27 protein-coding genes and 1 pseudogene are annotated in these 25664 nt (G+C 61.5%); 16 read left to right on the top strand and 12 right to left on the bottom strand.

What is annotated here, in order from left to right; genetic code table 11:
• Positions 1-59: 59 nt before the first annotated feature.
• The 4 genes from JNB71_RS07765 to JNB71_RS07750 all read left to right on the top strand — a co-directional run bounded on the left by JNB71_RS07765 (position 60) and on the right by JNB71_RS07750 (position 2939).
• On the top strand, positions 60-812 hold the full coding sequence (locus tag JNB71_RS07765) for a type 1 glutamine amidotransferase (RefSeq protein WP_220371280.1): 753 nt from the start codon (positions 60-62) through the stop codon (positions 810-812).
• Positions 813-963: 151 nt separating this feature from the next.
• Positions 964-1725 carry a pentapeptide repeat-containing protein gene (locus JNB71_RS07760; RefSeq protein WP_223215803.1) on the top strand — a complete coding sequence of 254 codons (762 nt, stop codon included), beginning with the start codon at positions 964-966 and terminating at the stop codon, positions 1723-1725.
• 115 nt (positions 1726-1840) lie between these two features.
• Complete coding sequence (locus JNB71_RS07755) at positions 1841-2302, top strand: GFA family protein (protein WP_220371279.1); 462 nt, start codon at positions 1841-1843, stop codon at positions 2300-2302.
• 61 nt (positions 2303-2363) lie between these two features.
• On the top strand, positions 2364-2939 hold the full coding sequence (locus JNB71_RS07750; RefSeq protein WP_220371278.1) for a LysE family translocator: 576 nt from the start codon (positions 2364-2366) through the stop codon (positions 2937-2939).
• A 49-nt stretch (positions 2940-2988) separates the two neighbouring features.
• Here the strand turns inward: JNB71_RS07750 and JNB71_RS24415 are convergent, their stop codons facing one another.
• The 5 genes and pseudogenes from JNB71_RS24415 to JNB71_RS07730 form a co-directional block, all read right to left on the bottom strand.
• Complete coding sequence (locus JNB71_RS24415) at positions 2989-3159, bottom strand: YegP family protein (protein WP_346657261.1); 171 nt, start codon at positions 3157-3159, stop codon at positions 2989-2991.
• A gap of 51 nt (positions 3160-3210) precedes the next feature.
• Positions 3211-3363 (bottom strand): annotated as a pseudogene (locus JNB71_RS24410) (YegP family protein); the annotation flags it as partial.
• A gap of 390 nt (positions 3364-3753) precedes the next feature.
• Entirely contained in the window at positions 3754-3984 is a 231-nt protein-coding gene (locus tag JNB71_RS07740; protein WP_220372206.1) for a type II toxin-antitoxin system CcdA family antitoxin, read from the bottom strand.
• Positions 3985-4041: 57 nt separating this feature from the next.
• Complete coding sequence (gene lepA / locus JNB71_RS07735; protein ID WP_220371276.1) at positions 4042-5868, bottom strand: translation elongation factor 4; 1827 nt, start codon at positions 5866-5868, stop codon at positions 4042-4044.
• 134 nt (positions 5869-6002) lie between these two features.
• On the bottom strand, positions 6003-7463 hold the full coding sequence (locus tag JNB71_RS07730) for an MJ1477/TM1410 family putative glycoside hydrolase (RefSeq protein WP_220371275.1): 1461 nt from the start codon (positions 7461-7463) through the stop codon (positions 6003-6005).
• 185 nt (positions 7464-7648) lie between these two features.
• On the opposite strand from JNB71_RS07730, the gene JNB71_RS07725 reads away from it, so the two are divergent.
• From JNB71_RS07725 to JNB71_RS07705, 5 genes are all read left to right on the top strand, one after another.
• Positions 7649-8182, top strand: coding sequence for a helix-turn-helix domain-containing protein (locus JNB71_RS07725; protein WP_431028393.1), 534 nt, complete (start codon positions 7649-7651; stop codon positions 8180-8182).
• A gap of 3 nt (positions 8183-8185) precedes the next feature.
• On the top strand, positions 8186-8728 hold the full coding sequence (locus tag JNB71_RS07720; RefSeq protein ID WP_220371273.1) for a GNAT family N-acetyltransferase: 543 nt from the start codon (positions 8186-8188) through the stop codon (positions 8726-8728).
• Positions 8729-8877: 149 nt separating this feature from the next.
• On the top strand, positions 8878-9255 hold the full coding sequence (locus JNB71_RS07715) for a hypothetical protein (protein ID WP_220371272.1): 378 nt from the start codon (positions 8878-8880) through the stop codon (positions 9253-9255).
• Between the two features lie 141 nt (positions 9256-9396).
• Positions 9397-10062 carry an OmpA family protein gene (locus tag JNB71_RS07710; protein ID WP_220371271.1) on the top strand — a complete coding sequence of 222 codons (666 nt, stop codon included), beginning with the start codon at positions 9397-9399 and terminating at the stop codon, positions 10060-10062.
• A 185-nt stretch (positions 10063-10247) separates the two neighbouring features.
• Positions 10248-11345, top strand: a complete 1098-nt coding sequence (locus tag JNB71_RS07705; RefSeq protein ID WP_220371270.1) for a helix-turn-helix transcriptional regulator — start codon at positions 10248-10250, stop codon at positions 11343-11345.
• 38 nt (positions 11346-11383) lie between these two features.
• Here the strand turns inward: JNB71_RS07705 and JNB71_RS07700 are convergent, their stop codons facing one another.
• On the bottom strand, positions 11384-12442 hold the full coding sequence (locus JNB71_RS07700; RefSeq protein WP_220371269.1) for a lysine-2,3-aminomutase-like protein: 1059 nt from the start codon (positions 12440-12442) through the stop codon (positions 11384-11386).
• Positions 12439-13509 carry an EF-P lysine aminoacylase EpmA gene (gene epmA / locus JNB71_RS07695; RefSeq protein WP_220371268.1) on the bottom strand — a complete coding sequence of 357 codons (1071 nt, stop codon included), beginning with the start codon at positions 13507-13509 and terminating at the stop codon, positions 12439-12441. Before epmA ends, JNB71_RS07700 begins: the two co-directional genes overlap by 4 nt.
• A gap of 197 nt (positions 13510-13706) precedes the next feature.
• Here epmA and efp point away from each other — a divergent pair, with 197 nt between their 5' ends.
• Positions 13707-14276 (top strand): elongation factor P, encoded by a 570-nt coding sequence (gene efp / locus JNB71_RS07690; protein WP_220371267.1) that lies wholly within the window; start codon positions 13707-13709, stop codon positions 14274-14276.
• Positions 14277-14348: 72 nt separating this feature from the next.
• Here the strand turns inward: efp and JNB71_RS07685 are convergent, their stop codons facing one another.
• Complete coding sequence (locus JNB71_RS07685; protein ID WP_220371266.1) at positions 14349-14678, bottom strand: hypothetical protein; 330 nt, start codon at positions 14676-14678, stop codon at positions 14349-14351.
• 19 nt (positions 14679-14697) lie between these two features.
• Complete coding sequence (locus JNB71_RS07680; RefSeq protein ID WP_220371265.1) at positions 14698-14949, bottom strand: GlsB/YeaQ/YmgE family stress response membrane protein; 252 nt, start codon at positions 14947-14949, stop codon at positions 14698-14700.
• Between the two features lie 226 nt (positions 14950-15175).
• Here JNB71_RS07680 and JNB71_RS07675 point away from each other — a divergent pair, with 226 nt between their 5' ends.
• Complete coding sequence (locus JNB71_RS07675; protein ID WP_223215825.1) at positions 15176-16036, top strand: EamA family transporter; 861 nt, start codon at positions 15176-15178, stop codon at positions 16034-16036.
• Between the two features lie 83 nt (positions 16037-16119).
• Positions 16120-17361 carry an SAM-dependent methyltransferase gene (locus JNB71_RS07670; RefSeq protein WP_220371263.1) on the top strand — a complete coding sequence of 414 codons (1242 nt, stop codon included), beginning with the start codon at positions 16120-16122 and terminating at the stop codon, positions 17359-17361.
• 300 nt (positions 17362-17661) lie between these two features.
• Here JNB71_RS07670 and polA read toward each other — a convergent pair whose 3' ends face one another.
• Positions 17662-20685 (bottom strand): DNA polymerase I, encoded by a 3024-nt coding sequence (gene polA, locus JNB71_RS07665; protein ID WP_220371262.1) that lies wholly within the window; start codon positions 20683-20685, stop codon positions 17662-17664.
• Between the two features lie 426 nt (positions 20686-21111).
• Between polA and JNB71_RS07660 the strand changes: the two genes are divergently transcribed.
• From JNB71_RS07660 to JNB71_RS07650, 3 genes are all read left to right on the top strand, one after another.
• Positions 21112-21543 carry a MarR family winged helix-turn-helix transcriptional regulator gene (locus JNB71_RS07660; protein WP_220371261.1) on the top strand — a complete coding sequence of 144 codons (432 nt, stop codon included), beginning with the start codon at positions 21112-21114 and terminating at the stop codon, positions 21541-21543.
• A 66-nt stretch (positions 21544-21609) separates the two neighbouring features.
• Positions 21610-23034 (top strand): M20/M25/M40 family metallo-hydrolase, encoded by a 1425-nt coding sequence (locus JNB71_RS07655; RefSeq protein ID WP_262927094.1) that lies wholly within the window; start codon positions 21610-21612, stop codon positions 23032-23034.
• Between the two features lie 145 nt (positions 23035-23179).
• Positions 23180-24142: a lysylphosphatidylglycerol synthase transmembrane domain-containing protein gene (locus JNB71_RS07650; RefSeq protein ID WP_220372205.1), complete on the top strand. Its 963-nt coding sequence runs from the start codon at positions 23180-23182 to the stop codon at positions 24140-24142.
• 7 nt (positions 24143-24149) lie between these two features.
• Here the strand turns inward: JNB71_RS07650 and JNB71_RS07645 are convergent, their stop codons facing one another.
• Entirely contained in the window at positions 24150-24644 is a 495-nt protein-coding gene (locus tag JNB71_RS07645) for a hypothetical protein (protein ID WP_220371259.1), read from the bottom strand.
• Between the two features lie 212 nt (positions 24645-24856).
• The gene (locus JNB71_RS07640) at positions 24857-25066 is read right to left on the bottom strand and encodes a cold-shock protein (RefSeq protein WP_220371258.1); all 210 of its coding nucleotides are present in this window, start codon (positions 25064-25066) and stop codon (positions 24857-24859) included.
• A gap of 383 nt (positions 25067-25449) precedes the next feature.
• Here JNB71_RS07640 and JNB71_RS07635 point away from each other — a divergent pair, with 383 nt between their 5' ends.
• Positions 25450-25602, top strand: coding sequence for an entericidin (locus tag JNB71_RS07635; protein ID WP_220371257.1), 153 nt, complete (start codon positions 25450-25452; stop codon positions 25600-25602).
• The last annotated feature ends 62 nt before the right edge of the window (positions 25603-25664 follow it).

Below are 25664 nucleotides of genomic sequence, written 5' to 3'. Positions count from 1 at the left end.
TGAACGCCGAGGCGCGGCATGGTCAATCTGGTTGAAACGGCGGGAGAAGCGGAGACGACATGCGGGTTCTGGTGGTGGAAAACATGATCCATTCCGACCTTGGACAGGTGGGCGTGGCGCTTGGCGAGGCGGGAGCAGAGATCGACCTCAGGCGGCCTTTCACCGGCGAGGCGCTGCCAGCCGATGTCCATGCGCATGACGCGCTGGTGGTGCTCGGCGGCGAGCAGAGCGCTGTCGACGACCACATCCACCCCTACCTGCCGCAGCTTGCCCGCCTGATGCGCGCCTTTGCCGATGCCGACAAGGCCGTGCTCGGCATCTGTCTCGGCAGCCAGCTTCTGGCGCGGGCGCACGGGGCGGAGAACCTGCTTGGCCAGACCTGCGAGTTCGGCTGGCACGACATCGCCCTGACAGCCGCGGGTGCAGGCGATCCGGTGTTGAATGCGGCCGGCGCCTCGTTTCCGATCTTCGAATGGCACGCCGATACGTTCACCCTGCCGGAGGGCGCCGTTCGTCTCGCCACCAATCCGGCCGTTGCCAACCAGGCCTTCCGTATCGGCCGCGCCGCCTATGGCATGCAGTTTCACTTCGAGGCGGGAACACGCGTCGTCGAGGACTGGAACCGGATTTTCAAGGACCAGATCATGGGAATCGATCCGCACTGGCTCGAGCGCTACCCGGAGCATGCCGCGCGACATGCCGAACAGGCCGATGCGGCAGGTCTCGCGCTGGCGCGGGCCTGGGTGCGGACGATCGGAAGCATCGAAACGGATGGCAGCGAGGCGCGAAAACTGGCGGCGGCATCCGCATAGGACAAGCTGCCGGTTTGACATTGCCGTTCGGCTCCCCATTTTCCAGTAGTGGCCGACAAATCAATGGTCTTGTCTTGCCGCGCAAGCGGTGTAGAACGGGTTGAGACCATGCATCCGGGCAGCCCCGTGGACGGAGAATTCGGAGTGGTGAATGGGCATGTTTGTTGAGAGACCCGGCGGGAAGAGGCTGCGCATCGCGCGAAAGACGATCCCGCCCGTTCTTAGGCCCGCCCCGCTGGCATCGGCACTCCTTCTTTCCGGTTTGCTTTTTTTCGCGCAGCCGGCCGTGGCATCCGACTGCGGCAGCCTGCCGGCGCCGGGGCTGGATTGGAGCGAATGCACGAAGAAAAGCCTGATGCTGTCATCCAGCGAACTGGAAGGCGCCAACCTCTTCGGTACCGATTTTTCCATGACAGACCTCAGCGGCTCGAACCTGACCGCCGCGAACCTGGAGAAGGCCCATCTGGTGCGTGCGTGGCTGGCCGGCGCAAGGGCGGAAAAAGCCAATTTCTCCCGCGTCGAAGCCTACCGATCGAGCTTCGTCAACATTGTCGCCACCGGCGCTTCCTTTGCCAGCGCCGAACTGCAGCGGGCCGATTTCAGCGGAGCCCAGCTGACCGGCGCAAACTTCGAGAAGGCTGAGCTCGGCCGGGCGCATTTCAAGGGCGCGGTGCTGACCGGGACGCGCTTTTCGCTTGCCAATCTGTCCCGCGCCGATCTCACGGGCGCAAAATTCGAGGGACCGCTCGTCTTCGACCAGGCCTTCCTGTACCTGACGCGGATCGAAGGGCTCGATCTTTCCGCCTCCACGGGCCTTGAACAGGCGCAGGTCGATCTTGCCTGCGGCGACGACAAGACCAGGCTGCCTTCAGGGTTGACCACGCCCTCCAGCTGGCCCTGCGGCTCCGACTGAAACCGGCATCCAAGCCAAGGGCTTCGATTTCCACCGAGCCGCGCGCGAAGACAAGGATGGGTTTGACGACTGCAGTCGCTCCGCTAGATTGATCCAAAAATGCGGAGGACCCATCATGAAAATTCAGAATTTCCCCCTGGAGGGAGGCTGCCGTTGTGGCCAGGTGCGGCTGAAGATCAGCGCGCCGGCGCTTCTTACCATGGCCTGCCACTGCACCGGCTGCCAGAGAATGTCGTCCAGCGCCTATTCGCTGAGCGCCGCCATTCCGGCCGAGGGCTTCGAGGTAACGAAGGGCGAACCGGTGATCGGGGGCCTGCACGGCGCCACCCGCCATTATTTCTGCCCGCACTGCATGAGCTGGATGTTCACCCGCCCCGAAGGCATGGACTGGTTCGTCAACCTGCGCCCGACCATGCTGGACGATGCAAGCTGGTTCTCGCCCTTCATCGAGACCTTCACCAGCGAGAAACTGCCTTGGGCGACCACGGCGGCGGTGCACAGCTACGAGACATTTCCACCGATGGAGGCCTATGAGGGGCTGGTGAAGGAATTTGCGGAAAAGCAAGCAGCGGCTTGAGCGAGATCAAGACGGATATGCCGACAGGCGATAAGGTGCCGTCCAGCACCTGGAGATCATCTTGACCGCACCCGCCTTTATCGCCGCCGTATTCCTTCTGCTTCTCACCCCCGGCCCGACCAACACGTTGCTGGCGGTCGCCGGCGGCTCTGCCGGTTTCCGGCGCTCGGCTCACCTCATCGCGGCAGAGGCCGCCGGCTATCTGCTGACGATCGTGCCGCTTGCGACCTTCGCCGGACCCTATCTCGCCGCCCATCCGATTGCCGCCTCGGCCATCAAGCTCTGTTCGGCGATCTGGGTGCTGTTGCTTGCCGCCAGGCTCTGGACGATCTCGCCTGCCGGTATGGGGGCCCCGCTCGTTACCTTCCGCCAGGTTTTCATCACCACCGTGCTCAACCCGAAAGCGCTGATCATCGGCCTCGTTCTCCTGCCGCATGGCAGCCTCCAGGCCATGCTGCCATGGCTCGGACTGTTTCTGATGATCGTTCTGACTGTCGCCTGCCTCTGGCTCAGTTCCGGCGCGACCCTGATCGGCCGGGCCAATGGCGAATTCCCGCCACTGCTGCGCCGGATAGCGGCAAGCCTGCTCCTGTGCTTCTCGGCCGGGCTGGCGGGGAGTTCACTGGGGCTGATTTGAAGTCCTTGAGGGGTGCGCCGTCTCGCCGGGTGGCGAGGTGGCAAGGCCATCAAGCGCTGGCGGTTTCGTCTTCCACCGGTGCGTCGGGGGCGTTCTTCTTGACGGACTCGATGCAATTCTTGGCGCTGGCCTTGGACGCGTAGTTCTCCGAGCGGACCATGGTCTCGCCATTGGACGCCTTGAAGCGGACGAAATGCTCGCCGTCCTTGGCTGCGACGATCTCGAAACGATAGCCGGATCCGGCCTCGTCCTTGCTGACATCGACCGTCGCCGCACCCGGCGTGTTCTTCTTGATCGATTCGATGCAGTTCTTCGCGCTCGCCTTGGACGCATAGGTCTCCGACCAGACCATCACTTCCGTATTGTACAGGAACTGGATGCGGAACTGGTCGTTAGCGGCCTTCAGAATCTTGAACTTGTGCATTGCAGATACCCTTCCTGGCTCCGAGGCACGACCTCCTCCGGCCATGCGCCTATAAAGGTGTAGTGGAGACAAATGGGGAGTTCAAGTTGCGGGGAAGGTAAGGTCGCCATGGGATATCGGGCTGTCATCCGCAGGGCCTGTGCAGGCCATTTAAAAGCCTTGGAACAGAAAGTCCGTTGCCGCGGTGACCAAATCAGCGTCGCGTCGCCATGACGTACAATTCCCCATTAATCTGGACGCGCGGATTGAGCCGAGAAATAGACCATGACATGTCCCGCACCGGCTAGAGAGGCACCATCATCCTAGAAGGCAGCTCACTCAATATATTTGCCTCAAGATCGATGACCAGAACAGGCTCCGATTTCAACCTGTAAACATGAAATCTTGCCATCAGAACTGGCGATACCTGGCCAAAGGCATGCCATTTTTCTCTACATATTCAGTCTCTTGCCGGATCGCCTCGGCATTCTCGATCCGCCAGAGACGCTCGCGCTCGCTTCTGACTGCACGTTCGATGCCTTCCTCCGCCGCACGCGACAGATTGATGTTGAGATCGCGCGCTTGCGAAACGAGATTACTATCAAGAGAAAGATTGGCTGGCTTGCGGAGAGGCTGGGGCATCGTCAACTCCATTGGACATGCACCTAATTTATGCGCATGTCCAATGGAAGAAAAGCCCTACTCGTCGCCCATCTTCAGCGCCGCGATGAACGCTTCCTGCGGGATTTCGACCTTGCCGAACTGGCGCATGCGCTTCTTGCCGGCCTTCTGCTTGTCGAGCAGCTTGCGCTTGCGGGTGGCGTCGCCGCCGTAGCACTTGGCGGTGACGTCCTTGCGCAGCGCCGAGATGGTTTCGCGGGCAATGACGTTGCCGCCGATGGCCGCCTGGATCGGGATCTTGAACATGTGCTTCGGGATAAGCTCCTTGAGCTTCTCGCACATCTCGCGGCCGCGCTTTTCGGCGGCCATGCGGTGCACCATCATCGACAGCGCATCGACCGGCTCGCCGTTGACGAGGATCGACATCTTCACCAGATGGCCCTCCTGATGGCTGGTGATGTGGTAGTCGAAGGAGGCATAGCCCTTGGAGATCGACTTAAGCCGGTCGTAGAAATCGAACACGACTTCGTTGAGCGGCAGGTCGTAGGTCAGCATCGCCCGGGTGCCGACATAGGTGAGTTCCACCTGGATGCCGCGCCGGTCCTGGCAGAGCTTGAGGATGCCGCCGAGATAATCGTCCGGCGTCAGGATCGTCGCGCGGATCCAGGGCTCGTGGATTTCCTTGATCTTGACGACATCGGGCATATCGGCCGGATTGTGCAGTTCGCGCTCGGTGCCGTCGGTCATGTAGAGCTTGTAGACAACCGACGGCGCCGTCGCGATCAGGTCAAGATCGAATTCTCGCTCGAGGCGCTCCTGGATGATTTCCAGATGCAAGAGGCCGAGGAAGCCGCAGCGGAAACCGAAACCGAGTGCGGCCGAGCTTTCCATTTCGAAGGAGAACGAGGCGTCGTTCAGGCGCAGCTTGCCCATGGCGGCGCGCAGATCCTCGAAATCGGCGGCATCGACCGGGAAGAGGCCGCAGAAGACCACCGGCTGGGCAGGTTTAAAGCCTGGCAGCGCCTCAGCCGTGGGGCGCTTGTCCTCGGTGATGGTGTCGCCGACGCGGGTATCGGCGACTTCCTTGATGCTGGCCGTGATGAAGCCGATCTCGCCGGGACCCAGCGCATCGACCGTCACCATCTTCGGCGTGATGACGCCGACGCGCTCGACCTGATACTTGGCGTCGGTGCCCATCATGCGGACCGTCTGGCCCTTCTTGAGCACGCCATCGAGAATGCGCACGAGAACGATGACGCCGAGATAGGTATCGTACCAGCTGTCGACGAGCAGCGCCTTCAGCGGCGCTTCCTCGCCGCCCTCGCTCTTTGGCGCCGGCAACTGATGAACGATCGCTTCGAGCACGTCGGGAATGCCGAGGCCGGTCTTGGCCGAGATCAGCACCGCTTCGGATGCATCGATGCCGATGACTTCCTCGATCTGTTCCTTGATCCGCTCGGGTTCTGCGGCCGGCAGGTCGATCTTGTTGAGGACGGTGACGATCTCGTGGTTGTTGTCGATCGCCTGGTAGACGTTTGCAAGCGTCTGGGCTTCGACGCCCTGGGACGCATCCACGACCAGCAGCGAACCTTCGCAGGCCGACAGCGAGCGCGAGACTTCATAGGCGAAGTCGACGTGGCCGGGTGTGTCGATCAGGTTGAGAACATAGGTCTCGCCGTTGTTGGCGACGTAGTGCAGGCGCACCGTCTGCGCCTTGATGGTGATGCCGCGCTCCTTCTCGATGTCCATGCTGTCGAGGACCTGCTCGGACATCTCGCGCGCGGCAAGACCGCCGGTCGACTGGATCAGTCGGTCAGCCAGCGTCGACTTGCCGTGGTCGATATGGGCGACGATCGAGAAATTGCGGATGTGCGAAAGGGGTGTGCGGGTCGAATTTGTGCTCATGCGCCCGCATACAATGGAACCTCCCAAACTGCAAAGAATTTTACCGATTGCGGCCGGCCAAATGCATGGAGGCCGGCCATCTGCCGCAAGACGGCTGCAAAAGTCGAAGCGCGCGATCAACCAGGTGGCGGGCCTCAGAAGATCAGGAAATCGTCGGCTGTCAGTTTGAGGTGGCTGTCGAGCCGCGCGATCTGGATCGCCGCACCGTTGCCCACGCCATCGGCGTCGTAGAGAAGTTCGCCGGTCCGGCTGTCGTATATTACGCGATCGCCAGCATCGGCCGCCTTCGTACCGATGACGAAGGCCGAGGCTTTGAGCGCGCCGACCGGCAGCCTGGAAAAAACGTCATGGTCCAGGAGAAGCCGATCGTCGGCAACGCTGAAATCGACCACCCTATCGATATTGCCGGCGGCGAACCTGGTGTCGAAGACGAATTGATCCTTGCCGCTCCCGCCGCTGAGCGTGTCTTTTCCCGCTCCGCCATAGAGCTTGTCGTTCCCGGCTCCGCCGGAAATCGTGTCGTTGCCTTCACGACCGGCAATCTTGTCGTCACCGCCCAGACCGCCGATCTTGTCGGCGAGCTTTGAGCCGCGCAGGGTGTCCGCCTGCGCAGTGGGCCGTATATAGGCCGGGTCGCCATCATGAGTGCCGACCAGCCTGTCGAGATCGCGCTCGGGGGCGGCAAACGGAATGAACCCGTCTGCCAGGACCATCTTGTTGAACGCGTCGACGCGCGCGCTGCCACTGATATAATCCACAACAAAGACCGGTATGCCCTTGTCGACAAAGTCGCGCTTCAGGATTGCGATCGTCTCTTCGTCGGGCCTCAGTGGATTGTTCTCGTCCTTGTCGCCGCGATAATAAAGATCTTCGACGGCGATGCCGCCGATGACATCGAGATAGGCCTGCTTGCGCGCGCTGTCGTTGCCCAGGTCATTGAGGATCCACGCGCCATTCTGGGGGATGACGAAAAAATCCGGATTGGTTTTACGGGCATGTTCCGTCAGGGCGACGACGAAATCGACCATGCGCTGTGCGGCCTGTTTCTGGTTGACCGGATCACCGGCGTGGCGATCACCCCTGGAGACTTCGGCGCCCCAGAAATAATAGGCGTCGATGATGTCGAGATAGGCCGCATCGAACCCGGCCTTGACGATGGCGTCGAGATCGCCGCTCTTCTGGTCGTTGAACATGGTATTCTGCCAGTCCGGATCCCAGTACCGCACCTTGCGCGATTCCGGCCAGTCGGGATTGACAGGTCCAAGCCAGTCCGGCGCCTCGTCGGTCAGTTTGCCGGTGGCTCTGCCCGTGGTGGTCCAGTCCTTGTCCCAGTAGTCGCGGAAATCGGATGCCTCGCCGATGGAGATATACGACACGACCACGGACCGGCCGCCCATGCCATCCTTCATGCGGGTCACTTCGTCTGCGGTGAAGCGCCCGCTGTTCGTGCCGTCGCGAGAGGAATCGATGACGAGCAGATCATGGGTGGCGGAGACGAGCAGGTCGAGGCTTTGCGGGTCGCCGCCCAAGCCCTGCAACTGATAGCCCCAGGTATCGACATTGACCACCCCGGTAGAAGTCTTGAACGTGAGCATTACGCAGTCCCGGTTTCCTGTTTCCGACGGCATGAGTAGGCGATTTCCGGCGGATGGGGAAAGCGGGTTATGCGATTAGCCTCAACGAGGTCTTTCAGTTTCTAGTTGACTCCACTATAGGATCATTTAATTCTCCTATCATGGAATCAACTTCGGGCACGTTTGAAACAGATATCGGCGCGCGGATGAAAACGCTGCGCCTTCAGCTATCCCTGACACTCGACGAGCTCGCCGGCCGCTCAGGTGTCAGCCGGGCCATGATCTCGCGCATCGAGCGCGGCGAGGCGAGCCCCACCGCGCAGCTGCTTGCCCGGCTTTGCAGTGCGCTCGAGACGACGCTTTCGCGCTTCTTCGCCGGCGAACAGCCGGAAGGAAGGCCGCTTCTGCGGCGCGCAGAGCAGCGCGTCTGGCGTGATCCGGACACGGGTTACCTGCGTCGCTCGGTTTCGCCGGACGGCACCGGCTCGCCCGTCGATATCGTCGAGGTCGAGTTCCCGCCGGGCGCCCGCGTGGTGTTCGAGCAGCAACAGCTCGATCCCGGCTGGACCCAGCATCTGTGGCTTTTCGAGGGAAGGCTCACCATGACCGCCGGTGAGGAAACCCATATGCTGGAGGCGGGCGACTGCCTGTTCATGCGCCTTGCCGAAGCCCACATCTTTCACAATCCGCATGGCTCGCCGGCCCGCTACGCCGTCATTCTCAACCGCAGCAAAGTCTAGCCCATGCCCCAGATCTCGATCCGCACCCTTGCCCCGTCTGAAATTGCTGCTGCCTTGCCGGCGCTGGCCGAGGTTCTCTCGGACTGCGTCGAGGGCGGTGCGTCCGTCGGGTTCATGTCGCCATATTCGCCTGCCGACGCCATGCCCTATTGGGAGGGCGTCGGCCGCGCCGTGAGCGAGGGACAGACGCTGCTGATCGTGGCGGAAAGAGATGGCGATATCCTCGGCACGGTGCAGCTCGGCATCGGCACGATGCCGAACCAGCCGCATCGCGCCGACCTGAAGAAACTGCTCGTGCACCGGAAGGCGCGCGGCCATGGGCTTTCGCGATTGCTGATGGAAGCCGCCGAAAGTGAGGCGGCCAGCCATGGGCGGCATGTGCTCGTGCTCGACACGGCAACCGGCAGCCCGGCCGAATCGATTTATGAAAAATTCGGCTGGCAGCGCGTCGGCGTCATCCCGCAATATGCGCTGATGCCCGATGGCAGCTTCTGCGGATCGACCTTTTTCTACAAGTCCTTAGCAAGGGTTGACCTCGCATCTTAAAGGCGAAATTCGTCGCTTATTCCACCTTTACTTGTTCCCAAAAATGGTGTCGAAAAATCTGCGTCGCCGGCCCCAGTCGACCGTTTCGCAGTTGTTATATTCATGCTAGCTGAATTTTGGCCGCACGGCCCACAATTCAGAGGGGATTCATGAAAACCATTCGTCAACGCGCGGGTCTTGCCGCGCTTTCCATAGTCGTGCTTTTGGGCGGCGTCTGCGCCGCCTCTGCCGCCGACGTAACCTTCCAGATGATGAACAGCCATCCGAATGCCGTCGAAGTCGAGCTTTACAGCCAGGACCGCGATCATGTCTGGCCGGGCAACAATCAGGTCTATCTGCTGGACGACGGCGAAACCAAGCAGATTCCGCTCGCTTGCGACGAAGGCGAGAAGATCTGCTACGGCGCCTGGGTTTCCGGCGACAAGACGACCTATTGGGGCACCGGCCCTGACAATGCCGAGACCTGCAGCGATTGCTGCTACACGTGCCAGGGCGGCAGCACGGAAGAGATCAACCTGACGGAATAGCCACCAGGGAAGCGGGAGCGCTGTCAGCGGCCTTCCCGCGCCTTACCCAACGGATTTGATCCCTGATGAACCCTTGCTCTTCATCTTCCTGCCGCAATCAGTAGTATGAAACAGACAACACCATTGGGGACCCCTGATTCCATGATCAAGAAATTTGCCGTACTGGCCATCGCCGCTGTCTATCTTTCCGGTTGCACCACCACCGATCCGTATACGGGCCAGCAAAAGATGTCGAACACCGCCGGCGGCGCGCTGATCGGCGCGGGCCTCGGCGCCGCGACCGGCCTTCTGGTCGGCGGAAGTGCTGCCGGCCGCCGTGACGCGGCCCTTGTCGGCGCCGGTATCGGTGCGCTCGGCGGCGGCCTGATCGGCAACTACATGGACAGCCAGGAATCCGAACTGCGCGCCCAGTTGCAGGGCACCGGCGTTTCCGTGACGCGCGCCGGCGACCGCATCATCCTCAACATGCCCTCGAACATCACCTTTGCTACCGACCAGGACCAAGTGAACCCCGGCTTCTATTCGACGCTGGACTCGGTGGCGATCGTCTTGCGCAAGTTCAACAAGACGCTGATCGATGTGGACGGCCATACGGATTCGACCGGCAGCGCCAGCCACAACCAGGGCCTTTCCGAGCGGCGCGCCATTTCGGTCGCCAACTATCTCGGCTCGCGCGGCGTCGACCAGCGGCGCATGTCGGCAGTGGGCTATGGCCCTGACCGTCCCGTCGCCTCGAATGCGAGCGAAGCCGGGCGGGCGCAGAACCGCCGCGTCGAAATCTCGATCGCGCCGATCAGGGAAAGCTGATCCGGCTTTTGAATTGCAAATCAGCCGGTCACCGCGCGGTGGCCGGGTTTTTTGTGTTGACCGTCTGGCGGCGGTGCACTGCACCAAAATTGGCTCGCAGGCGCGAGAAAAACCCTATCCTTCGCCATTGACGCACGGAGCAATCCAAACCTAAATTTGGTTATTGCGAACGTGAGCAGATACAAATGCGCGTTAACGCCGGAGCACTCGCACAGGCCCTCGATCACGTCCAGGCGGCGGTTTTCGAGCCGTCGCGCTGGCTGGACACCGTGGAGGCCATCAGCAATGCGACGGGCGCAGTAGGCGCCAATATCATGGAACCGACCGGTCGCGGCGCCTTTGGCGCGGCGTTATGCACCGAGAGTCTCGGCGATCTTCTCGACGGCTATATGCGGGAAGAATGGAACACGCGGGATTTTCGCGCCCAGCTGCTGCCGCAAATCCACCAATCAGGCGTCGTGCTGGAAAGAAACTTCATCTCCACGCAACACTTCGAGCAGCACGAATACTATCGATTCCTGAGAGGATACGGAATCCGCGATTCCGTGCTCATGGATATCTCCTCAGGCACTGACGAGCTCTATTTCGTCCTGCAAAACAAGGCGACGGAAGCGTCTCCGCCTCCGGAAGACACACCGCATTTCCACGCCATTCGATCACGGCTGCTCACAGCCATGCAGCTCGCCAGGCATATCGACGCCAGCAAGGTGATGGGCATGGCGGCAGCCTTCGAGACATCCAGCATCGCCTGCATCTTCTTCAATCGCAAAGGTCTCGTCACGCTGACCAATCGGAAAGCAGACGCCCTGTTTACCGGGGGATTGCGCATTTCGCGAGGCGTGGTGCGGACCTGCCTTGCGAGCGAAACCGCGCGCTTCAACCGCGAACTCAAGATCGCCATCCAGGCAAACGGAGACACCGCTGAAAGCCTGTCTGCGGTGCGTCTCTCACGCCCCGGAAAACGACCGCTGATCGTTCGTTTCGAACGGTTCGGGCCCAATCTCTCCGACGTGTTTTCCCATTCCTGTGCCGTCGCGCTGATCGAGGATCCCGACGAGGACATTCGGCTGAAGCCGGAAACGCTGATGGCGCTGTTCGACCTGACGCCCGCCGAGGCGAGGATATCGCTACTCGTCGCCAGCGGCCTGAGCGCCGTCGATATCGCCGCCCGGCATACGACCGGCTACGAAACAGTCAGAAGCCATATCCGCGCGATCTTCCAGAAAACAGGAACCAGCCGGCAATCCGAGCTGAGCGCCCTGTTCGGGAAAATTCGCCTCTAAGCAGGTTTGGCAAACCCCGGGACTTTTCCGAAACCTGCTTAGTCCGCCGCGACAGGCGGATAGGCGTGCGTCTCGCCCTGGAAATCCGCGACAGTATAGCAACCGCCACCATTGTCCGCGATCGTCGAGGCGCTGATGAGCGTCTTGCCGTGACCCCCGGGGATATCGAGGACATAGGCCGGCTGGCAGAGCCCGGAGACGCGGCCGCGCAGCGATGCGACCAGCGCCTGCCCCTCCTCGATCGTCAGGCGGAAATGGCTGGTGCCGGGCGCGAGATCGGGATGGTGCAGGTAATAGGGCTTGATCCTGTTTTCGACGAAGGCCTGCATCAGCGCGGCGAGCGTGTCGGGATCATCGTTGACGCCTTTCAGCAGCACCGATTGGCTGACCATCACGATGCCGGCATCGACCAGCCGGGCGCAGGCGGCACGGGCATCCATCGTCAGTTCGCGCGGGTGGTTGGCATGCAACGCAAGATAGGCGGTCTTGCCGCTTGCTTTCAGGGCGGCGATCATCGCCGCATCGACGCGCTCCGGCTCGACGACCGGCACGCGGGTGTGGAAGCGCACGATCTTCACGTGATCGATCGCTGCCAGCCGTTCCATGACCGAGGCCAGCCGTCGCGGCGACAGCACTAGCGGATCTCCGCCGGTGAGGATCACTTCCCATATTTCCGGATGATCGGCGATATAGGCGAAGGCTCTGTCCATCGCCTGCGATGCAAGTGTGCCGAGCCCCTGCGGCCCGACCATTTCGCGGCGGAAACAGAAGCGGCAATAGACCGGGCAGACATGCACGGCCTTCAAGAGCACGCGGTCCGGGTAGCGATGGACGATACCCTCGACGGGGCTGTGCGCTGTGTCGCCGATCGGATCGGCGCGCTCTTGCGGCAGGCGGACAAGCTCGGCCGCGTCGGGAATGAACTGGTGGGCGATCGGATCGTTCGGGTCGCCGGGGTCGATCAGTGCCGCCATGGCGGGGGTCACGGCGATAGCGTAGCGGGCGGCAACGTCCGACAGCTGCGCGTTGCGGCTGCCGGCGATCAGGCCCGCCTCTTCGAGATCATCGATCGTCTTCAAAGCGCCTATGATGGTCACGACCGGCCCCCTCTTCGGTCGCTGGTTTCGGCCACGGGCGCCCAGATGACCTGATCGATCCGCGCCGCCCCCGTCGCCAGCATCACCAGCCGGTCGAATCCGAGCGCGCTGCCGCTTGCCTCCGGCATAATGTCGAGCGCCTTGAGGAAATCCTCGTCCAGCGGATAGGTTTCGCCGTAGACACGGCTCTTCTCGGCCATCTCCATGGTGAAGCGGCGGCGCTGCTCGGCGGCATCCGTCAGTTCACCGAAGGCATTGGCGAGCTCGACGCCGCAGGCGTAGAGCTCAAACCGCTCCGCCACGCGCGCGTCATGCGGCGTCGGGCGCGCAAGGGCGGCTTCGGCGACCGGATACTCGTAAAGGATCGTAGCGCGGCCGAAACCGAGATTGGGCTCGACCTTGTCGACGATCACCCGGCTGAAGAGATCAGCCCAGGTATCGTCCCGGGCGACGCGCAGACCGGCGCTGCGGAGACTTTCCGCCAGACGCTCCCGGTCGGTTTCACCACTGCGATCGATCGAGGCGATGAGATCGATGCCGGCGAAACGCTCGAAGGCTTCGGCGACGGTGATCCGCTCCGGTTCCAGATAGGGATCGGCCGCGGCGCCGCGATACGCCAACTGCTTCGCCTGCGCGGTCTCGGCGGCAAGCCCAAGGATATCGGCGCAATCGCGCATCAGCACCTCGTAGCTTTCGCCGGCGCGATACCATTCGAGCATGGTGAATTCCGGATGATGCAGCGGCCCGCGCTCGCGATTGCGATAGACATGGGCGAAACAGGCGATGCGCTGCTCGCCGGCGGCCAAAAGTTTCTTGCAGGCGAATTCCGGCGAGGTGTGCAGATAGAGCGGCACCCGGCTGCCATCATGATTGACAGCCTGCGTCGCAAAGGCATGCAGATGCGCCTCGTTGCCAGGCGACACCTGCAGCGTCGCGGTATCCACTTCGATGAAATCCCTGGCTGCGAAGTAGGCGCGCAGAGCGGCCTGAATCCGGTTGCGGCCGAGGAGGAAACCTCGGCGATCGGCATGGACATCGGGCGTCCACCAGGGGGAGGCAGCGGGCATGAGTTCCTGTATCCAGATTTCTCGAGTAGTCGATCTTTCGCGCAATTCGGCGGTTTCTTCGGGCGGACCCTGCCGTCGCACTGGCAATTTGCACAAATATAGGATAGGTGCGGCCCGAAAACGCATTCTGGCGTCTTTGACGCGCATGTTTCGTGCGCTCCTCTACGACGCATCAAGCTCAGTTACAAGGAAGACTTATGGTCAAGGTAATCGCCTCTTCAGTCCGCAAGGGCAATGTTCTCGAAGTGGACGGCAAGCTTTACGCCGTTCTGACCGCCCAGAACTTTCATCCGGGCAAGGGAACGCCGGTCACCCAGGTCGACATGCGCCGTATCTCCGATGGCGTGAAGGTCTCCGAGCGCTGGCGCACGACCGAGCAGGTGGAGCGCGCCTTCGTCGAAGACCGCGAGCACACGTTCCTCTATGAAGACGGCGAAGGCTTCCACTTCATGAACCCGGAAACCTACGATCAGGTTGCCGTTGCCCCCGACGTCATCGGCGACGACAAGGCCTACCTGCAGGAAGGCATGGCGGTGCAACTGAAGATGTTCGAAGGCGTTGCCCTGGCAATCGAGCTGCCGACCCGCATGACGCTCGAAATCGTCGAGACCGAGCCGGTCGTCAAGGGCCAGACGGCATCCTCGTCCTACAAGCCGGCGATCCTGTCGAATGGCGTTCGTACCATGGTCCCTCCGCATATCGGCGTCGGCACTCGCGTCGTCATCCTGACGGAAGACGCGTCCTACGTCGAGCGCGCCAAGGACTGAGCCTTCTTAACCGCGGCCATGAAAACGGGCGCGGCCTCGGACCGCGCCCGTTTCCGTGTCCGCCGCAAGCTTTCAGTGTTTCAATTCCGGATAGGCCTCGGAAACCTCGCCGAGGTCGCTCAGCGTGTCGTCATAGCCTTCGAGCGTGACGCACACGCTGGAATGCGCATCAAGCACACCGTCACGCCGCACCGCGATGCGCGAACCGTTGCTGCGCACCAGAACCGCATCGCCGGTGAAACCCTGCTTCAGCAGCCAGTCGCGCGGAGCATTCAAGCGAATGCGCACCTGGCTGCTCTGATCTTCTTCGCGCGCCACGATCAACTCGTAGGAAACCGGCTCGGAATGGCCGTTGATTTCCAGCCTGCCCTGGCCGCTGCCCTCGGCTGCGAATGTCAGCATCGTCGCTCTCCTCGGTGACCTACCTTCGCACGGCGCGTCCGGCCGCGATCAGCAGGCAAGCGCCGACGAAGCCGATGACCAGATAGGCGAGCCAGCCGGTGAAACCTATTCCCGCAAACGCCAGAATGGCGTTGAGGACGACGGCGCCGATAATCCCCAGAATGATGTTCATGAACATGCCCATTTCGGATTTCATGAACTGTTCTGCGAGCCATCCGGCAAGACCGCCGATGACGATGGCCGCGATCCATCCTACACCGTTGACATCCATGTGGGTTCCCTCGCTTAAGGTTGCAGTGCGACGATAACGATCCTGCAGCGATTATGTTCCGGTCGTCACTGGCGAGCATCAAATGCGGTGAAGCTAAGCTCCACAAATATGAATTTGCCGGTTGCGCCAGCCTCCATTAGAGCCGACGCCAACAAACGACAGCAACCTGGAGGACGAGGACTTGGATCAGCGGACGGCCACACCGGCCTATGGCAACGAGACGGCGATGCCGGTGGCGGCACCCTTGACGACGGGGACAAGCGCCGCGCTGACTGGCGGCGTCTTGTGCCTTCTGTCGATGTCGAGCGTGCAGTTCGGCTCGGCGTTTTCGGCATCGGCAATCGCCGCCTATGGCCCGTTCGGCACCACCTGGCTGCGGCTGATCTGGGCCGCAGCACTGCTGGCCATTGTCGTGCGTCCGCCGATCCTGCGCTATTCGCGGGCACAATGGCAGACGGCCGGGCTGCTCGGCGCATCCATGGCGGGGATGACGCTGTGTTTCTTCGCGGCGATCGAGCGCATCCCGCTCGGCCTTGCCGTCGCCATCGATTTTCTCGGACCGCTGGCCGTCGCAACCTTTGCCTTCGGCCTCGGCTGGCGGCTTGTCTGGCCGCTGATCGCCGGCGCCGGCGTGCTTTTCCTCGCCCATGACGGGCATAGCTGGGTCGGCGATCCCACCGGCATACTCTTTGCCTTTGGCGCCGCCACCGGCTGGGGGCTCTACATCATCCTGATGAAGAAGGCGGGGAATGCGTTCGAGGGCCTGCAGGGTCTTTCCATGTCGCTGATCGTGGCCGCCATCGTCGCCACGCCATTCGGGCTTCTGGAAGTCTCGCGCCTGACGGTCGAGGGCGTCGTTGCTGTTGCGGGTCTCGCCCTCCTTGTGCCGCTGATCCCTTATGCGCTGGAAATGATCGCCCTGCGGCGGATGAGCACCTCGTCCTTCGGCATCCTGATGAGCCTGGAACCGGCCATCGGCGCCCTTGCGGGCTTTGTCGTGCTCAGCCAGCCGATGACGGCGCTGCAGATCGCCGGCACTGTTCTCGTCGTTGCCGCAAGCGCCGGAGCGACCGCTTCAGGCCGTTGAATATTTGCGAATTTGGGCCGCGCATTTTGCAAACCCGGTGATAGAGTGGCGCGTACCGAGCTGCTTTATCCACCGAGGTGTGCATGTTTCCACTGTCGCATATGATGAAATCCTTCATTCGCAAGGGCAAGCTGACGGTCATAGACGCAAACGGGCAGCCGCATGTCTTTTCGGGCGAGCCCGGTCCCGAAGTAACCATGCGGCTGACGGATCCGAAGCTTTACCGCACTCTTGTGTTCAACTCGGAACTTGCCGCCGGCGAGGCCTATATGGATGGGACGCTGCGGTTCGAGGACGGCTCGAGCCTGCGTGATTTCCTGACGCTGTTTTCGATCAACCGGCTGGCGCTCGGCTCCTACCCGATCCAGAAGGCGTTGCGGGCGATCAAGATGCGCTTTCGCAAGCGCCAGCAATCGAACGTCAAGGGCGAGGCGCAGCGCAACGTCGCCCATCACTACGATCTCGGCAACGAGTTCTACAAGCTCTTCCTCGACGAGCACATGCTCTATTCCTGCGCCTATTTCCGCGAACCGCAAGAAACGCTGGAACAGGCACAGCGCAACAAGCTCAGGCTGCTTGCCGCCAAGCTCTGCCTTCGCCCCGGCATGAAGGTGCTCGACATCGGCTGCGGCTGGGGAGACCTGGCGCTCTATCTCGCCCAGCTCGAGGCCGTCGAGGTGCTTGGCGTGACGCTGTCGAAGGAGCAGCAGGCGCTGGCGACGCAGCGCGCCAAGGATGCCGGGCTCGATGGCCGGGTGCGCTTCGAGCTGCGTGACTACCGGGACGTCAACGAACCCTTCGACCGCATCGTTTCCGTCGGCATGTTCGAACATGTCGGCGTGCATCACTATGACGAGTTCTTCAAGAAGCTGAATGCGCTGATGCCGGATGACGGCCTCGCGGTGCTGCATTCCATCGGTCATATGAGCCCGCCCGGCATGGCCAGCGCCTGGCTGCGCAAATACATCTTCCCCGGCGCCTACTCGCCCGCCCTGTCGGAAGTGTTCGAGGTGGTGGAGAAGAACAGCCTGTGGGTGACGGATCTCGAAATCCTGCGCATCCACTATGCGACGACGCTCAAGCACTGGGGCGACCGCTTCGAGAAGAACCGCGACAAGGTCATCGAGATGTATGACGAGCGGTTTGCCCGCATGTGGGAATTCTATCTGATCAGTGCCGAGATGATGTTCCGCACCGGCAGCCAGATGGTCTTCCACATGCAATTGTCGCGGTCGCGTGACGCCGCGCCGATCGTCCGCGACTACATCACCGACAGGCAAAAGGCCTACATCGTGCGCGAGCAGACGCTCAATATTTCTCTATGAGAGGCCGGTCATCTTTGCTCTCCCACTGCAACCGTTTGGAAGAATCAAGGTCAGTTCCGCCCGGAATTACACGCCGGTATCGCCGGACAGTCACGGCGGCAATCGTTTCGCCGGGGCGGCAGTTCCGTTTCCCTCATCTTGAGGGGCGGGCGGGTCGATGATCGATCCGGTGGTCGAAAATGCAAGAATAGCGGGCGCGAACCTGTCAGGCCATGAGAGGATTCTCGCGCGTTCGATTTTGGGGCGCGTTGCGCGATCGAGAGTCCAGCGCCAAGATGCGTCGGACGCCGCGATCGGTCCTCAGTGGGCCTCGTCCCAGTTATGCGCGGCGCGGGCATCGACCTTGAGCGGCACCTTCATGTTGAGCGCCGGCATCGCGGCGTTCTCCATGACCGAGACGATCAGCGGGATCGAGGTTTCGACATCGCCATCTTCGACCTCGAAGATCAGTTCGTCATGCACCTGCAGCAGCATGCGCACGCGCTGAGAGAGGCCGGCCTTTTCCAGCGCCGGCTCCATCTTGATCATTGCCCGGCGAATGATGTCGGCGGCGGAGCCCTGGATCGGGGCGTTGATTGCCGCGCGCTCGTTGAAGGCGCGGTGCGAGGGATTGGAGGAGCGGATGTCCGGATAGTGGGCGCGGCGGCCGAAAATGGTCTCGACATAGCCGTTCTCGCGGGCAAACGCCTTGGTGCTCTCCATGTAGTCGCGGATGCCGGGGAAGCGCTCGAAGTATTTCTTGATGTAATCGCCTGCCTCCGAGCGCTCTATCGAAAGCTGGTTGGCCAGGCCGAAAGCCGAGATGCCGTAGATGATGCCGAAATTGATCGCCTTGGCGCGGCGGCGGATTTCGCCCGGCATGCCCTCTACCGGCACGCCGAACATTTCCGAGGCGGTCATAGCGTGAATGTCGATGCCGTCGGAAAAAGCCTGCTTCAACTGCGGGATTTCCGCGACATGGGCAAGCACCCGCAGCTCGATCTGGCTGTAGTCGGCCGAAACCAGTTTATGCCCAGGCGTCGAAATGAAGGCGGTGCGGATCTTGCGGCCTTCGGCGGTACGCACCGGAATGTTCTGCAGGTTGGGATCGGACGACGAGAGCCGGCCCGTGGTGGTGGCGGCCAGCGCATAGGACGTGTGCACGCGCTTGGTCTCTGGATGTACGAAGCCGGGAAGCGCATCGGTATAGGTGGATTTGAGCTTGGTCAGTTGCCGCCAGTCGACGATCTTGCGCGGCAGTTCGTGCCCCTCGGCGGCCAGGTCCTCGAGCACCGAGGCCGACGTCGACCATTGGCCAGTCTTGGTCTTCGCGCCGCCGGGCAGGCCGAGGCGGCCGAACAGGATATCGCCGAGCTGCTTCGGCGAGCCGATGTTGAAGCTCTCGCCGACAATGGCGTAGATTTCGTGTTCGAGGCCGGCCGCACCTTGCGCCAGTTCGCCCGAAAGGCGCGACAGGATCTGCCGGTCGATGGTGATGCCGCGCTCTTCCATTTGCGCCAAAACCGGGACCAGCGGCCGCTCCAGCCGCTCATAGACCGTGTTGAGGTTCTTCGCTGCAAGGCGCGGTTTCAGCACCTGCCACAACCGCAGCGTCACGTCTGCGTCTTCCGCGGCGTAGGCGGTGGCCTTGTCGATATCCACATAGTCGAAGCCAAGCACGGATTTGCCGCTGCCGGCGACATCCTTGTAGGGAATCGGCTGGTGGCCGAGCCATTTTTCCGACAGCGTATCCATCCCGTGGGCACCCGCACCCGCGTCAGCCACGTAGGACATCAGCATCGTATCGTCGAAGCTGGTAATGGTCATGCCGTGGCGGCGTGCCACCAGGTAGTCGTATTTGAGGTTCTGCGCCACCTTCAGGACCGACGGATCCTCCAGCAGGTCCTTCAGCCGTTCGAGGGCAAGAGCGGCCGGGATCTGGTCCGGCGCCAGCTTCACGCCGTCGCTGAAAAGATCGTGGCCGCCCGTCTTGTGAAGAATTGGCACATAGGCGGCGCGGATATCGGTGCCGGTCGGGTTCTTGCTGTTGTCGGGGATTGCCAGCGAAAAGCCGACCAGTTCGGCCTGCATGGCGTCGAGCGATGTCGTCTCGGTATCGAAGGCGACGATGCCGCTCTCGCGCGCCATGGCGATCCACGCGTCGAGCGTGGCGATATCCCGGATTGTCACATAGGTGCTGCGGTCGATCTTTGCCGCGGCAAAGGCTTCGGCGCGCGCTTGGGCAAGGGTTTGCGGTGTTGCGGCCGGCTCGGCCGTCTTGACGGCAGCAAGGGTGGTTGCGGCTTCGGCGGCGCTCCCGCGCGCCGGCGATGTTGCCGACGACAGTTCGGACGGCGGCGGGGGTGGCGAGAGCTCGCCCTTGTCGAGATCGGGTCCGTGGGCCGCCGCGCCCCATTCGATAGGCACGATTGCGGCCTCTACCGCATCCGCATCCGTTTCAGTCGCGGCGGCGACGCGACGGGTCAAAGACGTGAATTCCATCGCCTTGAGGAAGGAAATGAGCTTTGGCCCGTCCTGTGTGTGAAGTTGGAAGTCCTCGAGCGGAACGTCGATCGGCGTGTCGGTTTTCAGCATGACCAGCTGGCGCGACAGCCGGGCAAGCTCGGCATTGGCGAGGATGTTCTCGCGGCGCTTCTGCTGCTTGATCTCGCCGGCGCGGGCAAGCAGCGTGTCGAGGTCGCCGAATTCCTCCAGAAGCTGCGCCGCCGTTTTCGGGCCGATGCCGGGGATGCCGGGCACATTGTCGGTCGAATCGCCGGTCATCGCCTGCAGGTCGATCATCTTCTCCGGCGGCACGCCCCATTTCTCGATCACGTCGGGAATCGAGATCTGCTTGTCCTTCATGCTGTCATACATCGACACGTTCGGCGTAACGAGCTGCATCAGGTCCTTGTCGGACGATATGATGGTGACGCCGGCGCCTGCTGCCTCCGCCATTCGCGCATAGGTGGCGATCAGGTCATCGGCCTCGAAGCCTTCCTTCTCGATGCACGGAAGGTTGAAGGCGCGCGTCGCCTGCCGGATCAGGCCGAATTGCGGGATCAGGTCTTCGGGCGGAGCCGTGCGGTTCGCCTTGTACTGCTCGTAGAGCGCGTTGCGGAACGTCTTCGAGGAATAGTCGAAAATCACCGCGAAATGGGTCGGCGTCACCCCGACGGAGGTATCGCGCGCATCGGTCAGCAGCTTCCACAGCATGTTGCAGAAACCGGAAACGGCATTGACCGGCAGGCCATCCGACTTGCGGTTGAGTGGCGGAATGGCATGGAACGCCCGGAAAATGAACCCGGAGCCGTCGACGAGGAAGAGATGATCACCTTTTTTCATGGCGACAAGGGATAGCGTGAGCCGCGTTGGGCGTCCATATTTCATTCCGGAACACGAGGAATTTTATCGCCGGGGGAAAAATTGAGGGCCCTCACGGAGACGTTACCAATTTGTAATGTCGTCTCGACGCAAGTCTCCCTTGAAAAGCCACATTTCACACCACAAATCATGGGCAACGGCAAATTGAACACGCCGTCGTCTGGCGCAAGGCCTGTCCCCCGCCGAAGCCAGATGTTAGGACAAAGGCCTATCCCCCCTCTCCGGGCCTTTGTCCGAATTCTGACAAGACCGCCGTGGCCCCGCCTCCGCCATGGCGGTTTTTGTTTGTGTACGGGAGCCGTCGCATCCTTGTGAACGGCACTCCCGCCGGAGTGCATCGCCTGCAATGTAACTTGTGTTCCAGTTTGGTGAGAGGTACCCATATCCATGGCCTTCGACCGCATGGATTCGGCGACATACCTGGCGAGCCTCCTGGCAAAAAGCTTCTCGCGTGCCTTGCAGCAGAGGGGCCAGAAGCTCGGCTTCGCACCCGGCCAGTTTCCCGTTCTTCTGGAACTCTGGAGCGAAGAGGGCCTCACCCAGAAGCAGCTACTCGATCGCCTCGACATCGAGCAGGCGACGATGGCCAATACGCTTGCGCGGATGGAACGCGACGGGCTGATCCTCCGCAAGAAGCACCCGACCGACAAACGCGCCCAGCAGATTTTCCTGACCGACAAGGCGCGGGCGATGGAGGCGGAAGCCAAGGCGGCAGCGATTGCCGCGGACCAGTCGCTTTTCTCCGGCTTTCGGCACTTCGAACGGGAGCTGATGCTGGAATATATGCGCATGGCGATCGCCAATGGCGCGCGCGATTGAGAAATCGGCCCCGTCGCCAGCCATGATCGGACGATCAAAATATTTTGCTTAAAGCCGCTGCGATCTTTGTCTAGGTTTCGCCCGCACAACAAGGATTCGGACATGACAGACACGGCCAACATTCTCACCCGCGCGGACGATAATCTCCCCCAGAGCCTGGAGCGGCTTTTCGAACTGGTGCGAATCCAGTCGATCTCCACCGACCCGGCCTACAAGGCGGAATGCCGCAAGGCGGCGGAATGGCTTGTGGCCGAACTGACAGGCCTCGGTTTCGACGCCTCGCTGCGCGATACGCCCGGTCATCCGATGGTGGTTGCCCACCACGCAGCCGGCAAGGCCGGCGCCCCGCATGTGCTGTTCTACGGCCATTACGACGTCCAGCCGGTCGATCCGCTCAATCTATGGGACACGGCGCCTTTCGAGCCGTCGATCAAGGAACTGGACGGGGGCCGCAAGGTCATCACCGGCCGCGGAACGGCCGACGACAAGGGCCAGTTGATGACCTTCGTCGAAGCCTGCCGCGCCTATAAGGACATCAACGGTTCGCTACCCTGCGAAGTCACGATCCTGTTTGAAGGCGAGGAGGAATCCGGCTCACCATCGCTGAAGCCCTTCCTGGAAGCCAATGCGGCTGAGTTGAAGGCGGACTATGCGCTGGTCTGCGATACCAACATGTGGGACCGCGACACGCCGGCCATCGCGGCCGGATTGCGTGGCCTGGTGGGCGAGGAGATCGTCATCACCGCGGCCGACCGCGATCTGCATTCCGGCTATTTCGGCGGCGCTGCGGCCAATCCGATCCATATCCTCGCCAATATTCTTGCCGGCCTTCACGACGAGACCGGCCGCGTCACGCTCGACGGTTTCTACGATGGCGTCGAGGAAACGCCGTCTGAGATCAAGGCGGCCTGGGAAACGCTTGGTATGTCGACCGAAAAATTCCTCGGCGAGATCGGTCTTGCCATTCCATCCGGCGAAAAGGGCCGTTCGGTGATGGAACTGACCTGGGCCCGGCCGACGGCCGAGGTCAACGGCATCTGGGGCGGCTACACCGGTGAAGGCTTCAAGACGGTGATCGCGGCGCAGGCGTCCGCCAAGGTTTCGTTCCGGCTTGTCGGCACCCAGAACCCCGACAGGATCCGGGCCGCCTTCCGTTCCTATGTGGCGTCGAAAATCCCTGGCGATTGCTCTGTCGAATTCCACGAGCATGGCGGCTCGCCGGCAATCCAGCTTCCTTACGATTCGGCTCTCCTGAACGCGGCGAAATCTGCCCTGTCCGACGAATGGCCGAAACCGGCCGTGTTGATCGGCATGGGCGGATCGATCCCGATCGTCGGCGATTTCCAGAAGATGCTCGGAATGGAATCGCTGCTGGTCGGCTTTGGCCTCTCGGACGACCGCATCCATTCGCCGAACGAGAAATACGAGCTGCAGTCCTTCCACAAAGGTATCCGCTCGTGGATTCGGATTCTCGCCGCGCTCGCCGGCTGATGGCTGTCATCGGGGTGCGCTGCCGTATTGCTTCCGCGCGCCACAAGGGCTGTTGTTAACGGTTAGCACCCTTGACCCGTTTGGCTGGCGGTGTACTCATCGTCAGGATGATGTCTTGCCTGCAGCCTTCAAGAATTCCTGGCTCATGAACCTGGTGCGTAAATTCGCCTGGCCGGTCATAGGGCTGGCCGCGATTCTGTTTTCGGTCTACGGCCTCTATCACGAACTGCATGGCCTTTCGGCACATGATTTCGTCGAAAGCCTCAAAGCTGTGTCCCTCAAGGGGTGGATGCTGGCCGGCTGCGCAACCCTTGCCGCCTATGCCGCTTTGGCGGCTTATGATCACCTGGCGCTGGAGCATCTCGGTCACAGGATTTCGCTGTGGTTCATCACCATCTGCTCCTTCACTGCCTATGCGCTGTCGCACACGGTAGGCGCATCGGTTTTTTCCGGCGCGGTGGTGCGTTATCGCGCCTATGGCTCTAAGGGGCTTTCCGTCGGCGAAACCGGTGTCCTCGTCGCCTTCTGCTCCTTCACCTTCCTGCTCGGAACCTTGATGCTGGCCGCCATCGTGCTGTTGATCGAGCCGGAGATCACCGCCCGCTTTGCCGCCTTCCTGCCGATCGGTGCGTCGCTCTCGACGGGGCTGATCATTCTGGCGCTGATCACGCTTTACGTCGTCGGCAGCCTCGTCGGCTTCCAGCCATTGAAAACCCGCTGGTTTCAACTGGAATACCCGAAGCCTTCGCTGGCGCTGCGGCAATTGCTGATCGCGCCCGTCGAGCTGATCGCTGCCGCGGCCATCATCTACTTCGCGCTGCCGGAAGCCGGAAATCCGGGCTACATGGTGATTCTCGGTGTCTTCCTCGCCTCCTTTTCGGCCGCACTATTGTCGCATGCGCCCGGCGGGCTTGGCGTGCTGGAACTGGTCTTCATTGCCGGCCTGCCGGAAATGGATCCGGCGGGTGTTCTGGCCGCACTTGCCATTTTCCGGCTGTTCTACCTGATCGTGCCCTTTTTCTTCGCGCTCCTCGTGGTGATCGTTTTCGAGCATTCGCAATTCCTCGCCGGCAGACAGGCAGGCAGCGGGCGCAAGCGGGACGAATAGCCTCCTTTCACGAGGGCGGATAGCAAACCTTCGGCAACGCCTTCTCCAGGGGCCCATCGACCTCCTCCAGTTCGGCGCTCTCGATATGCAGCGGTGCGAAGGGCGGCTCCTGGATCGCGGCGTTGGCGATGCGGGTGACGTAGCAGCCGGCGAAAATGCGTTCCTTGCCATCCTCTTCCGTCGATTTGATCGCGACCGGCACTGGCGCGTAGATGCTTCCCGCCGCACCTTCTGGCGTTACCGTGCCGGTGATCACCTGGACACCCACCGTCTTTGCATAGCCCTGAACAAAGGACCGGTAGTCGGCGAACGGTTTCCGGTCGGCGAAATAGCTGTAGGCGCGCGCATATTCCTTGCGATTGATCGCATTGTAGAGCGAGCGGATCAGCGCCGGCCCATCGGAACGGTCATCGACATAGGCGGTCTTGTCCTGCGCCGTTGCACTGATGCAGAAAACGGTCAGCATGGCCGCGGTCATCAGGGAAGTAGGGATGGTTTTCATCGCATTGCTCCTGGTGTCCAGGGAAGTTTCAATGCGGATACGGCGATTTGAAGGTCGTGGCCGATTTCTGGAGGCGGATGCGCCACTCACAAAGACAAAAAAGGCCGGGAAAACCCGACCTTTCACAACGCGCTTCGACACACCTGCCAGTACATCCGTGGTCAACCGCGGAAGCGCATTTCTCCGGCGCGGATAAACGCGCCAGATTGGTATCAGGCAGCCTGGAGGCCGTCTGCCGACATCTTGCCGGACTTGCGGTCACGAACCAGCTCGAAGCTGATCTTCTGACCGTCGTTGAGGCTGCGCATTCCAGCGCGTTCGACAGCCGAAATGTGGACAAAAACGTCCTGGCTGCCGTCGTCCGGCTGAATGAAGCCGAAGCCCTTGGTGGAATTAAACCATTTTACAGTGCCAGTGGCCATAACGATCCCTTTCTCTAGCAAATTATAGTGAACCAAGCCGTAGATATTACAGCGAGGCTTGATGTTCGAATCTGAAGGAAAGTTCGTCCGATTGCGCTCAATGTCGCAAAAACCAAAGTCATCTAACAAATATCGACCAAGGCTCAGATAGGTTATCGGGAGTGCGCAGTCAAGTTTTATTATTTTTATTTTGCGATGATCGCTGTTTTCGTTTGGCTTTTATAAATCCGGGACCGAAGATCCGCAGAGTTTATTTTCCGGCGCCGGGGAGTCGCTGTTTCTGAAGGCGTCGGGAAGAATGCCAGTTTTTCGGGTCTACCGAATTGATTTCTCCGCGCCGCGCATCATCTTTCTCTCATTGCCGAAGTCACGGGAGGAGAACCATGTCGAAAGTCGTGATCGCCGTTGCCTGCCTGTCGTTATTAACGCTTGCCGCATGCGGCAACACCGCGCGCGGTTTAAAGCAGGACGGCGTGCAGGCCAGCAATGCCCTCGATGACGCAACGCGCCGCGTCGCGAAGGCGGACGCAAACTGAGAAACCTGCGAGAAGCTGCGGTGCACTGCGAACGTGCGGCGCTCGATGGTGCGCGCTGTGCA

It is taken from the genome of Rhizobium herbae, assembly GCF_019511375.1.
GTDB classification, from domain to species: domain Bacteria; phylum Pseudomonadota; class Alphaproteobacteria; order Rhizobiales; family Rhizobiaceae; genus Pararhizobium; species Pararhizobium herbae_A.
Note: the sequence above shows the minus strand (reverse complement) of the source record. Positions and strands in the feature narration are given on the sequence as shown.